The organism is Alteribacillus sp. YIM 98480 (genome assembly GCF_009765375.1).
GTDB lineage: Bacteria > Bacillota > Bacilli > Bacillales > Marinococcaceae > Alteribacillus.
In genome coordinates, this window is the sequence record NZ_VTOK01000014.1 from 78312 (window position 1) to 93255 (window position 14944).

Below are 14944 nucleotides of genomic sequence, written 5' to 3' on the forward strand. Positions count from 1 at the left end.
TTGTTACTATCTATTTTTGCCGCTATCTTTTTATTCTACTATGATTCCGTGTCATCAAACAACGACAATTGCTGTGGGGCCAGATCTTCATAGGTGATATCTGCCGCATGTAAAAACGTTTTTGCATTCGATGCGGCATGTCCTCCAGAGTTGTTATTGAAAATAAAATATATATTGTTCGTATCTTTTTCTAAAACTCGCACATGATTTATCCATTCTTCTATTTCGTCTCTTGAATAGTCATATAGGTATCGAATACTTCTCCAATTTTGTCCTTGTACTGGTCGTTTCCATGCTTCTTTATTTCTGCCATGAAGCCTAATCAGTGTTTTTTGATCGTCTGTCGGCCGTAAAATGACAGGAACCGATCCCTCTTCTACTTGAGGCTCATCACATATGCTGTGAATCCACTGTTCTTTCTCCATAAATTCCAATGTTTTTTCTTTATAGTTATCAGAGAACCAGGATTGATGGCGAAATTCTAGTGCACATGGAAAATCGGCCAGCTTTTCTCTAACATAACGAAGATAATCTACGTTTTCTTTATTACACTCAAACCAAGGTGGAAACTGACACAATATCATACCTAATTTTCCTGACTCTGTAACCGGTTTTAAAGAAGCTGTGTACGCTGCAAACATCTCTTCTTTTGAAGAAAAAGGAATCTCACCTCTTTGGTGGCCAGTGATGCCCTGATACGCTTTTACGATAAAAGAAAATCGTTCCGGGGTTTGGGTCACCCATTTCTCATAATTTTTTACAGGCTGCACTGCATAAAAGGCGGAATCTACTTCTACCGTAGGAAAATGACTGCTGTATGTTTCTAATTTTTCCGTCTGGCGGGTTCCAGGCGGGTACAATAACTCATGGTCCCGCCAGCCTGTTAAACCAACGTAAATCATCGACTGCTCCTCCTTACGTGCAAAAAGCGAACCCAGCTGAGGGGTTCGCTTTACAGGTAAACAATATTGGAGTTTCTGAAAAATTAACCGATAGAACCTTCCATTTCAAAGCGGATCAAACGGTTCATTTCCACCGCATATTCCATTGGAAGCTCTTTCGTGAATGGTTCAATAAAGCCCATCACGATCATTTCAGTCGCTTCTTCTTCTGAAACACCGCGGCTCATCAAATAGAAGAGCTGTTCCTCAGAAACTTTAGATACGGTAGCCTCGTGCTCCAGTGTAATGTTATTGTTCATAATTTCGTTGTACGGAATCGTATCAGACGTGGATTCATTATCCATAATCAATGTGTCGCATTCGACTTTTGAATAAGAACCTTCTGCTTTACGCCCAAAATGAGAAATACCACGATACGTTACTTTACCACCATGTTTTGAAATGGATTTAGAAACAATGGTAGATGAGCAGTTTGGAGCAAGATGCATCACTTTTGCACCGGCATCCTGATGCTGATTTTTCCCTGCGATCGCAATGGAAAGAATAGTACCTTTAGCGCCAGGTCCGCGCATAATTACAGAAGGGTATTTCATCGTAAGTTTTGAACCGATGTTGCCATCTACCCATTCCATCGTTGCACCTTCATCTGCTACTGCACGCTTGGTAACAAGATTATAAATATTAGGCGCCCAGTTCTGAATAGTAGTGTAACGGCAGTATGCGTTTTTCTTAACGATAATTTCCACTACCGCACTGTGAAGAGAGTCTGTTGAATAAACTGGTGCCGTACAACCTTCCACGTAGTGAACGGAACTATCTTCATCCGCAATAATAAGCGTACGCTCAAATTGTCCCATGTTCTCTGAGTTAATACGGAAATATGCTTGCAGCGGCGTGTCCGTTTTTACGCCTTTTGGCACATAGATAAACGAACCGCCAGACCATACAGCAGAGTTTAATGCAGAGAACTTATTATCAGACGGCGGAATCACTTTACCAAAATGCTCGCGGAAAATGTCTTCATTTTCTTTTAATGCTGTGTCTGTGTCTTTAAACACAATGCCTTGTTTCTCAAGGTCTTCTTGCATGTTGTGGTAAACAACTTCAGATTCATATTGAGCCGACACACCTGCAAGATATTTTTGTTCTGCTTCTGGTATACCTAATTTATCGAACGTATTCTTAATTTCTTCCGGTACTTCATCCCAAGATTTCTCAGAACGTTCGGAAGGTTTTACATAGTAAGTGATATCATCAAAAACGAGTCCTGTCAGATCCCCGCCCCACTGCGGCATTGGCATCTTATAAAATTGTTCCAATGACTTGAGACGGAAGTTTAACATCCATTCTGGTTCTTCTTTCATATTCGAAATTTCTCTAACAACGTTTTCCGTCAAACCGCGTTCCGAACGAAAAATAGAAACGTCTTTATCATGAAACCCGTATTGGTATTCACCGATTTCCGGCATTTTCTTAGCCATGCGGGTAACCTCCTTTTAGGAAAATAGAGAGAACATCTTGAAGATATACTTCAAGAATTGTTTCTCCTTTTATTATAGGGCCTCCTTTCTCTAAAAAGAAAGGGGGTAAGAAACATTTCTTTGGCAGATTTATTTATTCCTCTTCATTGAGTCCTTTCTCCATTGCCTTCCACGCCAATGTCGCGCATTTAATTCGGGCTGGAAACTTTGTTACTCCTTGAAGAGCTTCGATGTCACCTAGGTCGTATTTCTCTTCGTCGTACTCTTGACCTTGCATCATACTCGAAAAAATCCCGGCCATTTCCAGGGCTTCCTCCACCGTACGGCCTTTTACAGCATCGGTCATCATGGAAGCGGAAGACAAGCTGATTGAGCAGCCTTCCCCAACAAATTTTGCCTCAGAAATTTTATTGTCTTCTACTTTTAACTGCAATTGAATTCTGTCGCCGCAAGTTGGATTGTTCATGTTTACATGCAGCGTCTCACCTTCAAGCTCTCCTCGGTTTCTAGGATTTTTATAATGATCCATGATTACTTGACGGTAAAGAGTATCGAGATTGCTATGCAAAGACATCACCAAAATACTCCTTTGTTTTTATTAAGCCTTCTGTTAGGGCATCAATATCTTCGGTTGTATTGTAAATATAAAAACTAGCCCGAGCTGTTGCTGCCACGTTCAGCCATTTCATTAAAGGCTGCGCACAATGATGGCCGGCCCGTACAGCAATACCTTCTGCATCCAGTACAGTCGCTACATCATGCGGATGGACATCATCTATATTGAAAGTGATAAGACCAGCTCGTTTCTTAGGTCCATAAATATGAAAGCCATCCACTTCTTTTAATTTATTTACGGCATATTCAGCTAGTTTGGTTTCATGAGCTTCAATATTGTCCATTCCCACATCTTCAAGGAAGTCTATGGCTGCACCAAGCCCAACTGCACCTGCAATTATCGGCGTCCCGCCTTCAAACTTCCATGGCAGCTCTTTCCAAGTAGAATCATACAGATCTACAAAATCGATCATTTCTCCGCCGAACTCAACAGGCTCCATCTTTTCTAACAAATGTTTTTTCCCATAGAGCACACCTATGCCTGTAGGGCCTCCCATTTTATGGCCAGAAAATGCGTAAAAATCACAATCAAGTTCTTGCACATCTACTTTCATATGAGGGGCGCCTTGTGCTCCATCTACAAGGACTACCGCACCATTTTCATGAGCCAGCCGGGTAATATCTTTGATTGGGTTTATTGTTCCCATTACATTAGAAACATGAGTAACAGCTACAATTTTAGTGTTTGAAGTAATTGTATTTTTTATATCAGCTATAGATAATGATCCGTCTTCTTGCAAAGGGATATATTTCAACTCTGCACCAGTGACTTTAGCCATTTGCTGCCACGGGATGAGATTGCTGTGATGTTCCATTGGTGTTATTACAATCTCATCGCCTTCTTGCAGGTTGCTTCTTCCATAACTTTGAGCTACTGTATTGATTGCCGTTGTCGTCCCTCTTGTAAACACTACTTCCTGCATGCTTGAAGCATGAATAAAGGAGCGGACTTTTTCTCGTGCCCCTTCATATTCATCTGTCGCTAAACTGCCAAGTGTATGCACACCCCTGTGTACATTGGAATTATAACGGCGATAATAATCATCAATCTTTTCAATGACTTTGGCCGGCTTTTGAGATGTAGCAGCGCTGTCTAAATAGACGAGCGGATGGCCATTGACTTCCTGGTGCAAAATAGGAAACTGTTTGCGAATTTCCTTTACATCCATTAATACACTTTCCTTTCAATAACTTCTGACAGACGGTTTTTAACAGCCTGAATAGGAAGTTGGTTTACAACAGGTGCTAAAAAGCCGTGAATAACTAAACGCTCCGCTTCTGTTTTTGAAAGACCGCGGCTCATAAGATAGAACATTTGCAGCGGATCAATGCGTCCTACAGAAGCTGCGTGCCCAGCTGTTACATCATCTTCATCAATCAAAAGAATTGGATTAGCATCGCCGCGTGCTTTTTCACTCAGCATAAGAACACGTTCTGTTTGTTCACCATTTGCTTTTGTTGCACCATGTTCAATTTTTGTAACACCATTGAATATGGAAGAAGCTTTATCTTTCATTACACCGTGAGTAAGGATCTGTCCATCTGAATGTTTTCCATGATGAATAATATGCGTCCAGAAGTTTTGGCTTTGATTATCACGGCCAATGGAAACGGATTTGGAATCAGCATATGAACCATCTCCAGCTAACACGGTTGTATTGTCAGACACAGTGTTGCCTTCATTCATCTGCCCAAGAGCCCAATCAATACGGCCGTCTTTTTCTACATAACCCCGGCGGTTTACATAAGTGGTCATCCCTTTTTCAAAATGATCAACTCCGCCGTAGGAGATTTTGGCACCGTTTCCGGCATACACTTCAGATATAATGTTCGCAACTGAACTTTTTTCTTCATCAAAAGAAACGTAGTTCTCAAGATACGTCACTTCACTGTTATCTTCGGCAGCAACGATAACATGGTTAAAAAGCGCTGCTTCAGGGTCTTCCTGCCAATAAATAACTTGTAAAGGTGCTTCCACCTGAACATTTTTCGGCACATACACAAAAGTGCCTCCATTTATTAATGCAACGTGTAAAGCAGTTAATTTATGCTCGTCAACATTTACTGCTTTCCCCATGAAGTATTGTTTTAACAATTCACTGTGCTCTTTTGCAGCTGTTTCTATGTCACAAAACAGCACGCCTTGTTCTTCTAAACGTTTGCTTACCGAACGATAAACGGAGTGTCCGTCACGAAAAACGATTAAGTTTTGCTCTTCTGTGCTTCGATCAATTAATTTTTGAACATCTTCGTGAAGGTTTTCTACATCACTGATGCTTTCTGATGGAGCAGCAGCATGTTTGAACTCAGTAAAGTTCCACGTTTTAATGTTTGTCTTTTCCGGCTTTGGAAGCTCGAGCTTATCTGCCAGGCGAACAGCAGTAAGTCGTTCCTCTGTAAGCCACTCTGGTTCTCCGCGATTTTGGGAGTACTCTTTTACATATTCTTCATCGTATGTCCACTTTGTATCCACTGACATCATATAACCTCCCTGCTATTACACTTCCTGCTCTTGGTCGCCGACTTTTTCATTTTCAATTCCAAGTTCTTCTTTAATCCAGTCGTAGCCTTCTTCTTCTAACCGCTGTGCCAGCTCTGCTCCGCCGGATTTCACGATACGTCCTTGCATCATAACGTGAACTTTGTCAGGTTTGATATAATTCAGCAAACGTTGATAGTGGGTAATAATCAAGCAGCCAAAATCAGGGTTTCTCATGTCATTAACCCCTTTAGAAACTACTTTAAGTGCGTCAATATCAAGACCGGAGTCTATTTCATCAAGAATAGCAAATTTTGGTTCGAGCATTAACAGCTGCAAAATTTCATTTCTTTTCTTTTCCCCGCCTGAGAACCCTTCGTTAAGATAACGTTGGGAAAAAGATTGGTCCATTTCCAATGTATCCATTTTGTCGTCCATTTTTCTAATGAATTTCATTAAAGAAATTTCGTCGCCTTCTTCACGTCTTGCATTAATAGCAGAACGCATGAAGTCGGCATTGGTTACTCCGCTGATTTCACTTGGGTATTGCATCGCAAGAAACATTCCTGCTTTCGCGCGCTCATCCACTTCCATTTCAAGAACGTCTTCTCCGTCTAGGTGCACCGATCCTTGTGTGATTTCATATTTCGGGTGGCCCATAATAGCAGATGCCAATGTTGATTTCCCCGTACCGTTAGGCCCCATGATGGCGTGGATCTCTCCTGTATTAATTTCCAAATTAAAGTCTTTAATAATTTCTGAACCTTCTATTTCTACGTGAAGATTCTCAATCTTAAGTGTTGAAGCTGCCATGTAAAAATACCTCCATCATCTAATATTAAGGGATTCTATGTAGAATCCTCATGATTCTCAATTTATTCTCATTATAATTTTAAAACAAATCCAATTAAACATCAAGAAAAGGACCTTTCCTCAAATAGAATGTACTGCCATTATTTTTTCCTATTTCCTCTATAATAATAGTGAAAAAGTAAAAAGAATAAAAGGGGGCTACCCTAAAGCATTTATCTCTTCAGGTCAGCCCCCCCATTATTTTTAGTATCACTTTTCGTATTATAGCAAAATTCAATTCATCTTAAAAGAAAAAGAAAACCTGTGAATTTATCTTACAGGTTTTCTTTTCACCTTATTTAAGATCTGTTGTGAAATTCAGCAGCAATCTGACAACTGATTTTGTATTCCATTTCTCTTGACTGTTCAACTTCCAATCGTTTCTGCAGGCTGCGGTTATATTCAGCATAACCGAAACCGTGGGATTGGTGCATGGCTTTTTCCATTTCACCCGTATGAGTGTTGTTTAGTGTGTGGATAATAAATCCATCCTTTCTGTGTTTTTAACACATTTATAACTATAGCAAGTAAATTTTCTGACTACAAAATCCTATTGTTGTTATATTTTCTGACAATTAACACTGAGAAAGGATGGACTTTAATACCTTCTTTCATTGATAAAATTTCTCTAAAATTCTCTTCATTGCTCATTGATAGAAATTGTTTGAATAATAAAGTGACGTGCTCCCGCAGGACATTATGCTAAATTCATGCAGTGAATTAATGAGTCTGTTGTGATCCCTCGAGTTCTTGAATGGCCTCTTGTACCAGTGTTACGGCCTGACTCATTACAGCACCGCCCCCAAAGGCAGCTGTCACCCCAATGATTTCTAGTATTTCTTTTTCCGTGCACCCTTGGTCTAAACATCCTTTCGTATGATAAATAATACAATATTCATCCTGGGAAAATACGCTGACACCAAGAGCAATCATTTGTTTTTCCTTCTGAGAAACGGCTCCTTTAGCAAAACATGCTTCCGTAAACGCATTATACTTGCGAGCTATGTTAGGGATTTTTTCTGTAAAATGTCCAAGTCCCTCTTTATATTCTTGAAGCGCCTGCTGAATCATCGATGATTGCTGATTATCTTGTTGTTCCTGACTCATTTGATTCCCTCCTTTTTATTACTTTTTTAGTATGCAGCAGAAAAAAACTGTCATTCAAAAAGAATTAGAAAAAACTCGGCATGCCGCAAAGTCTAACGGTTAAACCGTCCTCTATAGTATAAGAAAAGCGCAAGCGCCTTGCTCACGAGCGACAAGTCCTGGAGGGGCGGGCATATGGAAAGCTGATCTTTGCTTTCCATTGACGAACCGAAGGAATCTCGAGCGAGTAGGCGCTGGAGCTAGACATGTAAAACGCCTAATATTTATAATTTCTTAGCTTTTAAAAAAGAAAAAGCCTGAAGATGTTAAGTCTCCAGGCTTGTTACTGTTACTCTTCGTTATTTTCTTCATCTTCTTGAGAAGTGTCTTCTTCGGCCGGAACTTCTGCACCTTCTCCTGTTGCAGGTACAACTGCACCGTCATACTCTTCTTCGATAAACTCTGTAACTTCCTCAGAGTGAAGCACGTCAAGGAGAGTTTGGATTTCTTCTTTATCTTCATCTTCACTGCGTACAGCAATAATATTAACATAAGGATTATTTTCTTCATCTTCAATAGCAATGGTATCTTCACGAGGGCTAAGTCCTGCATCCAAAGCATAGTTTGAGTTGATCAGCACCGCATCTCCTTCTCCGTTTTGATAAGCTTGAGGCAATGTAGCAGCCTCTACGTCATCACGGAATTGAAGATCTTTTGGATTTTCCTCCACGTCCTCAATTGTAGCATTAATTCCTGCGCCTTCTTTAAGAGTGATAAGTCCTTCGTCTTCTAGCATCATAAGAATTCTGCCGTGGTCTGTGACCGAACTGCTCATGATAACTTCTGCTCCTTCAGGAAGATCATCGAGGCTGTCATACTCTTGAGAATAAACACCAATAGGTTCGATATGAACGCCGCCTGCATTGACAAAATCATAGTCATTTTCTTCTACTTGGCCCTCAAAATAAGGTATATGCTGGAAATAGTTAGCATCTAGTTCTCCCTCAGCGAGCGCTTGGTTCGGTACGATGTAATCGTTAAATGTTTCGATTTCTAGATCTATGCCTTCTTCAGCTAGCTTGTCCGATGCAAACTCTAGAATTTCTGCATGAGGCACATTCGAAGCTCCAACAACTAATTCAGCATTTTCTTCTTCTGGTGCTGCTTCTTCCTCATTATTTCCAGTATCACCTGATTCTTGTTCTTCTGAATCTTCCCCAGTGCCGCATGCAGCAAGCAGCAATACCAGGGTAAGTGCAGCTAATAATTGCAGCCAATGTTTCATTGACATTTCCTCCTTTAAATTAACGTTTGTCTAATTTATAGGTAATCCAGTCGCCAATCCATTGCAAAATAAATACAATGATAAGAATGGCGACGGTTGCCATAAAAGTTACATCAGGATTACTTCGTTGATATCCTTCTCTAAAGGCAAGGTCTCCAAGACCACCTGCACCGATCACACCAGCCATTGCAGTGTAGCTTACTAACGCAATGGAGGTTACTGTTATTCCAGAAATTAAGGCAGGCATTGATTCAGGAAGCAGAACTTTAAAAATAATATGCCATTGATTTGCTCCCATCGATTGAGCTGCTTCAATTACTCCCTTGTCTACTTCACGCAGCCCAATTTCAACCATGCGAGCATAAAAAGGAGCTGCTCCTATAACTAAAGCCGGCAGTGCCGCACTTGGCCCAAGCATGGTTCCAACAATAAATGTAGTAAAAGGGACTAGCAAAATAATGAGTATAATAAATGGAATAGAACGAAATATATTGACAAGCGCAGCAGCTATTGCATGGATCGTTTTATTCTGCCATAAGTTCCCTTTATCCGTAAGATAGAGAATTAAACCTAAAAATATACCTATAATAAATGTAGCAGCAACAGCAAGAGCACTCATATAAGCCGTTTCTAATGTAGCTTCCCACATATTTTCCCAATTAACATTAGGAAGCAGCTCTTCCTGGAGGTTATTTATCATGGTTCAGCACCTCCGCTTCTATACGATGGTCTTCTAAAAATAACAGAGCTTTATCAAGATTCTTCTTTTCTCCTTGCAGCTGTACAAATAATGTTCCATAACTGCCATCTCTCGTTTTAGAAACTTTCCCTTGCAATATATTCACACTGACACCGCACGTTTGGATGAGCTCTGTCATGACAGGCTGCTCTGCATCTTCACCAAGAAACATTAATTTGACTACAGGCCCCATGTCTCTATCTTCTAGTAATCCTTCAATTGCTTCCATCGTTTCTTCTGGCTCCGTCACTTGTTTCACAAACTCTTTTGTCATGTCTTGCTTCGGGTGGCGGAAAACATCAAGCACCTTCCCTTGTTCAACTACTTTGCCGTCATCCATCACTGCTACGCGATGACAAATTTTACGAATAACATGCATTTCATGTGTAATAAGTACTATTGTAAGTCCTAGTTTTTTATTAATATCCGTTAAAAGATCAAGAATGGAATCTGTCGTTTTTGGGTCAAGAGCTGATGTCGCTTCATCGCACAACAAAACTTTAGGGTTGTTTGCAAGCGCTCTTGCAATGCCCACCCGTTGTTTTTGACCTCCGCTTAACTGAGAAGGATAAGCTTCCCCACGCCCATGGAGTCCTACTAGTTCTATAAGTTCCTGTACTCTTTCCATTCTTTTTTTCTTTGGAACGCCTGCTATTTCCAAAGGAAACGCTATATTTTCCTTTACCGTCCTGGACCAAAGCAAATTAAAATGCTGGAATATCATGCTGATTTCTTGTCTTGCTTCTCTTAAAGAGCGTCCGGAAAGCTTTGACATGTTCCAATCAGCCACCGTAACCTGCCCTTGGCTTGGCCTCTCTAGCATATTTAACATGCGGATCAAGGTACTTTTTCCAGCACCGCTGTACCCAATAATCCCAAAAATCTCTCCTTTGTTTATCGATAAATTTACGTCATCGACAGCTGTTATGTTCCCGCTTTTTGCTTGAAACACTTTCGATAAACGATTTAAAGTTATCATGCCGTTATCCCTCGTTCCTTTAATTCTGACTAAACTTATCAGAAAACTTCATAAAACACCCTAGAAAAATCCGCCTTGTCAGCACGGATAGACAGCCTTTTATTATTCTCATTAAAACTTTACAGGTCCTTACAAAGCTCGTCAACTGCTGTGCTGTTGGTAAAAACTGCACATGTGTCAGAGATATTTTGTTTTTCCTTTTTTCTTTGAGCGGAAACAAAAAACCTTTCTGCAGATGCACAGAAAGGTGTATATAAGTAATCATCCTTCCTCTCATCTCTCAAAGCATATTACACTTTGCAGGATTTGGCACCGTTTTCCATTGATTCATAAAATACATGGATGGTTGCCGGGCTTCAAAGGGCCAGTCCCTCCACCTCTCATGATAAGAGATTTATTGTATTGTCAGCCAAATGGAATAATAGCATGCGCGATAAAAAGTGTCAATTATTTATTTTGGATAAGAAAAGCGCAAGCGCCCTGGTCAGCCGTGACAGGTTCTGGAGCACACAGTTAACTATTCTTTAAGTACAAAAGAGTATCCAAACTTATCAACATCCCTTCAAATTATTAAAAGCATGTTATATCCAGCAATACCATAACTTCAAGCTGCTATGTTATCAACCAGTATCGAGTACATTAAACTGAGCACGAACCAGCCGGTAATATTCCCCGCCTTGCTTCATTAATTCATGGTGGCTGCCTTGTTCCATCATCCGTCCGTGATCCAATACAACAATCTCGTCAGCTTCTCTAATAGTAGATAATCGATGAGCAATCATAATTGCTGTTCGCCCTTCTAACAGCTTTTTTAAAGCCGATTGAATGATCTGCTCGGTTTCTGTATCTATAGATGCGGTCGCCTCATCTAAGATTAAAATACGAGGGTCAGCCAGCAGAGCTCTTGCAAAAGAAATAAGCTGCCTCTCCCCAACCGATAAGACATTTCCGCGTTCTTCCACTTCTGTTTCATATCCATTCTTCAGTGCCCGTATAAACCCGTCCGCGCCTACATGATAAGCTGCTTTTTTTACTTCTTCATCACTTGCATCCGGACGGCCGAAACGAATATTTTCCATAATTGTTCCCGAAAAAATAAATGTATCTTGCAGCACCATGCTTACCTGAGAACGCAAGCTGTCAAGCGTAACGTTGCGCAAATCATTACCATCGATTAATACCCTGCCTTTTGTTGGGTCATAAAAACGACTGATCAAATTAACGATTGTCGTTTTTCCAGACCCTGTATGGCCTACAAGCGCAAAGGTCTGCCCCGGCTTCATATGCAGATCCATTTCGTGAAGAGCAGTACGTTTATCATCGTAGCTAAATGCCACACTCTCTAAGCGAATATCTCCTTTTATTGCTTTTAACTCTTTCGCATTAGGTTTTTCAGGTACGGAAGGTTTTTCATCCATGTATTCAAAGATTCTCTCTGAAGAAGCCATCGCCATTAACAGCTGATTATAAATCTGGCCTAGACGCGAAATTGGTTCCCAAAACATGCCTAAAAATGTAGCGAACGCTACAAATTCTCCTATTGTGATGGACTCAGCATTTATAAGGTAAATACCATACCATATGAGTATAGCAGTCCCCGCTGCATTGGATAATTCAACGAGCGGACGAAACATCGCACTTTTTCTCGTAGCCTGCTCCCATGCCTCATAGTTATCAGTATTTAAATCAGTAAAGTAACCCATATTTTCTTTTTCCTGCGTGTAAGCCTGTGTTACTCTGATTCCTTGAATACTTTCGTTTAAATGAGAGTTTAACGTGGATTGTTTAAGCCTTACTGTCTGCCAGGACCGTCTTATCTTGCGGCGTAAGTTGGTAGAAATGTAAAACATGATAGGGAGCACAATCATAATCGCAATTGTTAATTCAGGGCTTAGTACAAATAAGATAGAAATAATACCGACTAGCATTACGATATCCATTAATAAATTAATCACACCGTTTGTAAACAGCTCTTGCAGCGAATTGATATCGTTTGTCACTCGTACGAGAATAGATCCCGCCGACCTTTGATCAAAAAAACGGTGGGAGAGCTTTTGCAAATGATTAAACAAATCTTTCCGCAAATCATAAATGATATACTGCCCCATTTGATTAATCCACTTGATACGAAACGTATTAGCAATCCAGGCTAAAGCATACATAGAAGCGATAAAAATAGTAATGCCCATTAGCAAATTCCAGTCTCCAGGCTGAATGGCTTCATCGATCGTATACCCAATAAGTACAGGAGCAGCGAGCCTAACTGAAGTTGCAGCCAGCATCGCAATCACTGCCAGGGGCAGCAGTTTTTTTGAATAAGGTTTCATATAGTGAAGCAGACGTCGGATTTGCTCCCAGTTAAATGCTTTATCTATGATTTGGTCCTGTGAATAGCGAAACCGCCCTTTATCTGCCCGATTAGGAACCGCATTCTTTTTTTTCATCCTTTTCCTCCTATTTCAAACCTTCTCCTGCATGACTGTCTCCCTATCTTGAAATTGAATGTCATAAATGTTTTTATAAATGCCTTCTTTTTTTAACAGCTCTTCATGTCTGCCTCTTTCTGCGATTCTTCCGTTTTCAAGTACTAAAATTTGATCAGCGTGCTTCAAGGACGAAATCCTATGGGCGATAACAAACGTCGTTCTTCCTTTCATCACTTCCTGGAATGCCGCTTGAATTCGATGTTCTGTTTCCATGTCAACAGCACTTGTGGCATCATCAAGTACTAAAATAGCGGGGTTAATTAATATAGCTCTGGCAATGGATATTCTTTGCTTCTGCCCTCCTGAAAGGCCCATCCCTCTTTCACCTAATACCGTTTCGTACCCATCTTGAAGCTCCATAATAAATTCATGAGCCTGGGCGCGTTTTGCTGCATCAATCACCTCTTTTAAGGAAGCGTCAGGTCTTCCATACGCTATATTGTCGCGGATGGTCGATGAAAATATAAAAGATTCCTGCAGCACAAATCCAACATGAGCGCGCAAATCTTCAAGCCTGTATTGATTTATTGCTCTGCCATCAATTAAAACCTCTCCCTCGTCCGGTTTATAAAACCTTGATATTAACTGAGTAATCGTTGTTTTCCCAGCCCCAGTCGCTCCAATCAAACCAATCGTTTCACCTGGAGATGCATGAAAAGTAATATCCTTAAGCGCTTTTTGCGTTTCTCCAGGATAAGTGTGAGTAACGTGATGAAATACTATCTCCCCATTAAGGCGATCCACTGGCTCAGAGAAGGTTGTACTGGTAATATCTTCCTTTTCGTCTAAAACTTCTACTATCCTTTCTCCAGAAGCTTTCGATTGAGAGAAAGTATTAATGATAAACCCAAGATTCATAAGAGGCCCGATAATATACCAGATCAAGCTAAAGGACGCAGCGAGCTGACCAAGCTGAAGCTGTCCCTGTATCACAAGATAGCCGCCAAATCCTAATAAAACCACAACGCACACGTTTCCGATAAGCTCCATAACCGGAAAAAATTTTGCCCATATCGTAGATGTATATAACGATTTATCTTTATAATCAGCATTTTTTCCATCAAACCGTCCCATTTCAAAATCTTCTCTTGAGAGGGATTTTACCGTGCTCATGCCGCTGACATTTTCCTGAACCTTCGTGGTAAGAGACGCAAATGATAAGCGAATGTTTTTAAAGGCTGGATGGACTCTTTTGTCAAAACGGTACACAGCTACAGCTAAAAACGGCATTGCTGCTAACGATACTAATGCAAGCGGCACACTATAATACATCATGACCGCAAAACTGAACGTCACCAAGAGAACAAGATTTAAAAGCTGAGCGCATCCAAAAGAAAGAAAAAAGCGAAAACCTTCTACATCTGCAGTAAGCCGCGACATTAAATCCCCAGTTTTAGCATTATCATAGAATCGGAAGGGTAAATATTGAAGTTTCTTATATAGTCGACTGCGCAATCGATAAACAGCTCTAATCCCAAACAAATCTCCATAATACTGATGATTATAAGTGGCAGCTGCTTTTAGCGCAGTTATAACGACAAAACCTCCTGCTAAGTACGGAAGCAGCCCCCAATTTGCAGATAACACTACTTCATCAATCGCGAATTGAAGCACAATTGGGTAAGCCATCGTTAAAATCGTCATAATAATTAAAAAAATAATCGACCAAATAAATAATCTTTTATCAGGCCAATAAAATTCTTTTAAACTCTTAAACGTATTCAAACGGAACCCCCCTTACAAATAATGAGTTGGTATGAGCAGCAAGCCCCTTTGCGTGAGTAAAATTACTATATCGATTACAAGCGGCTTACCGAGAAGAAAGGGACGCTTTAAAATATTGGAAAAAAGTGATACAGGAAGGCAGTCGCACGAGAATGCTCATTTTGCTAAACATTCAAAAAAATTGTAATGTTAAATACAATAGAGGAAAAACGCTAAACCATATCGCTGACAGGCTTGCTCATTTGCTGGCTCGGTGGCAATTATTTCGTTTCCCTAAGTATAATATAATTCAAAATTGAAAAAAAGAAGTCCTTT

At 40.4% G+C, this 14944-nt stretch carries 13 protein-coding genes and 1 riboswitch; all 13 genes read right to left on the bottom strand.

What is annotated here, in order from left to right:
• Window positions 1-38: 38 nt before the first annotated feature.
• The 13 genes from FZF09_RS17210 to FZF09_RS17265 all read right to left on the bottom strand — a co-directional run bounded on the left by FZF09_RS17210 (window position 39) and on the right by FZF09_RS17265 (window position 14629).
• On the bottom strand, window positions 39-902 hold the full coding sequence (locus FZF09_RS17210) for a DUF72 domain-containing protein (RefSeq protein ID WP_158737829.1): 864 nt from the start codon (window positions 900-902) through the stop codon (window positions 39-41).
• 83 nt (window positions 903-985) lie between these two features.
• A complete protein-coding gene (gene sufB / locus FZF09_RS17215; RefSeq protein ID WP_158737830.1) occupies window positions 986-2383 on the bottom strand; it encodes a Fe-S cluster assembly protein SufB in 1398 nt (465 codons plus the stop codon).
• Window positions 2384-2516: 133 nt separating this feature from the next.
• The gene (sufU, locus tag FZF09_RS17220) at window positions 2517-2957 is read right to left on the bottom strand and encodes a Fe-S cluster assembly sulfur transfer protein SufU (RefSeq protein WP_158737831.1); all 441 of its coding nucleotides are present in this window, start codon (window positions 2955-2957) and stop codon (window positions 2517-2519) included.
• Entirely contained in the window at window positions 2944-4167 is a 1224-nt protein-coding gene (locus tag FZF09_RS17225; RefSeq protein ID WP_158737832.1) for a cysteine desulfurase, read from the bottom strand. The genes sufU and FZF09_RS17225 overlap by 14 nt, the downstream gene beginning before the upstream one ends.
• Entirely contained in the window at window positions 4167-5477 is a 1311-nt protein-coding gene (gene sufD / locus FZF09_RS17230; RefSeq protein ID WP_158737882.1) for a Fe-S cluster assembly protein SufD, read from the bottom strand. Before sufD ends, FZF09_RS17225 begins: the two co-directional genes overlap by 1 nt.
• An 18-nt stretch (window positions 5478-5495) precedes the next feature.
• Window positions 5496-6290, bottom strand: a complete 795-nt coding sequence (gene sufC, locus FZF09_RS17235; RefSeq protein WP_158737833.1) for a Fe-S cluster assembly ATPase SufC — start codon at window positions 6288-6290, stop codon at window positions 5496-5498.
• Between the two features lie 338 nt (window positions 6291-6628).
• Window positions 6629-6775, bottom strand: coding sequence for a YuzK family famiily protein (locus FZF09_RS23470; protein ID WP_483296084.1), 147 nt, complete (start codon window positions 6773-6775; stop codon window positions 6629-6631).
• A gap of 274 nt (window positions 6776-7049) precedes the next feature.
• On the bottom strand, window positions 7050-7436 hold the full coding sequence (locus FZF09_RS17240; protein WP_091581322.1) for a carboxymuconolactone decarboxylase family protein: 387 nt from the start codon (window positions 7434-7436) through the stop codon (window positions 7050-7052).
• 328 nt (window positions 7437-7764) lie between these two features.
• The gene (locus tag FZF09_RS17245) at window positions 7765-8700 is read right to left on the bottom strand and encodes a MetQ/NlpA family ABC transporter substrate-binding protein (RefSeq protein ID WP_158737834.1); all 936 of its coding nucleotides are present in this window, start codon (window positions 8698-8700) and stop codon (window positions 7765-7767) included.
• Between the two features lie 19 nt (window positions 8701-8719).
• Complete coding sequence (locus FZF09_RS17250; RefSeq protein ID WP_158737835.1) at window positions 8720-9400, bottom strand: methionine ABC transporter permease; 681 nt, start codon at window positions 9398-9400, stop codon at window positions 8720-8722.
• Window positions 9390-10418, bottom strand: coding sequence for a methionine ABC transporter ATP-binding protein (locus FZF09_RS17255; protein ID WP_158737836.1), 1029 nt, complete (start codon window positions 10416-10418; stop codon window positions 9390-9392). Before FZF09_RS17255 ends, FZF09_RS17250 begins: the two co-directional genes overlap by 11 nt.
• A gap of 270 nt (window positions 10419-10688) precedes the next feature.
• Window positions 10689-10810, bottom strand: a riboswitch (SAM riboswitch).
• Window positions 10811-11038: 228 nt separating this feature from the next.
• Window positions 11039-12862, bottom strand: coding sequence for an ABC transporter ATP-binding protein (locus tag FZF09_RS17260; protein WP_158737837.1), 1824 nt, complete (start codon window positions 12860-12862; stop codon window positions 11039-11041).
• A gap of 15 nt (window positions 12863-12877) precedes the next feature.
• Entirely contained in the window at window positions 12878-14629 is a 1752-nt protein-coding gene (locus FZF09_RS17265; RefSeq protein ID WP_158737838.1) for an ABC transporter ATP-binding protein, read from the bottom strand.
• Between the last annotated feature and the right edge of the window lie 315 nt (window positions 14630-14944).

Coding starts and splice junctions, on each gene's coding strand:
- FZF09_RS17210 (WP_158737829.1), bottom strand. CDS start 902: ATGATTTACGTTGGTTTAACAGGCTGGCGGGACCATGAGTTATTGTAC.
- sufB (WP_158737830.1), bottom strand. CDS start 2,383: ATGGCTAAGAAAATGCCGGAAATCGGTGAATACCAATACGGGTTTCAT.
- sufU (WP_158737831.1), bottom strand. CDS start 2,957: ATGTCTTTGCATAGCAATCTCGATACTCTTTACCGTCAAGTAATCATG.
- FZF09_RS17225 (WP_158737832.1), bottom strand. CDS start 4,167: ATGGATGTAAAGGAAATTCGCAAACAGTTTCCTATTTTGCACCAGGAA.
- sufD (WP_158737882.1), bottom strand. CDS start 5,477: ATGTCAGTGGATACAAAGTGGACATACGATGAAGAATATGTAAAAGAG.
- sufC (WP_158737833.1), bottom strand. CDS start 6,290: ATGGCAGCTTCAACACTTAAGATTGAGAATCTTCACGTAGAAATAGAA.
- FZF09_RS23470 (WP_483296084.1), bottom strand. CDS start 6,775: ATGGAAAAAGCCATGCACCAATCCCACGGTTTCGGTTATGCTGAATAT.
- FZF09_RS17240 (WP_091581322.1), bottom strand. CDS start 7,436: ATGAGTCAGGAACAACAAGATAATCAGCAATCATCGATGATTCAGCAG.
- FZF09_RS17245 (WP_158737834.1), bottom strand. CDS start 8,700: ATGAAACATTGGCTGCAATTATTAGCTGCACTTACCCTGGTATTGCTG.
- FZF09_RS17250 (WP_158737835.1), bottom strand. CDS start 9,400: ATGATAAATAACCTCCAGGAAGAGCTGCTTCCTAATGTTAATTGGGAA.
- FZF09_RS17255 (WP_158737836.1), bottom strand. CDS start 10,418: ATGATAACTTTAAATCGTTTATCGAAAGTGTTTCAAGCAAAAAGCGGG.
- FZF09_RS17260 (WP_158737837.1), bottom strand. CDS start 12,862: ATGAAAAAAAAGAATGCGGTTCCTAATCGGGCAGATAAAGGGCGGTTT.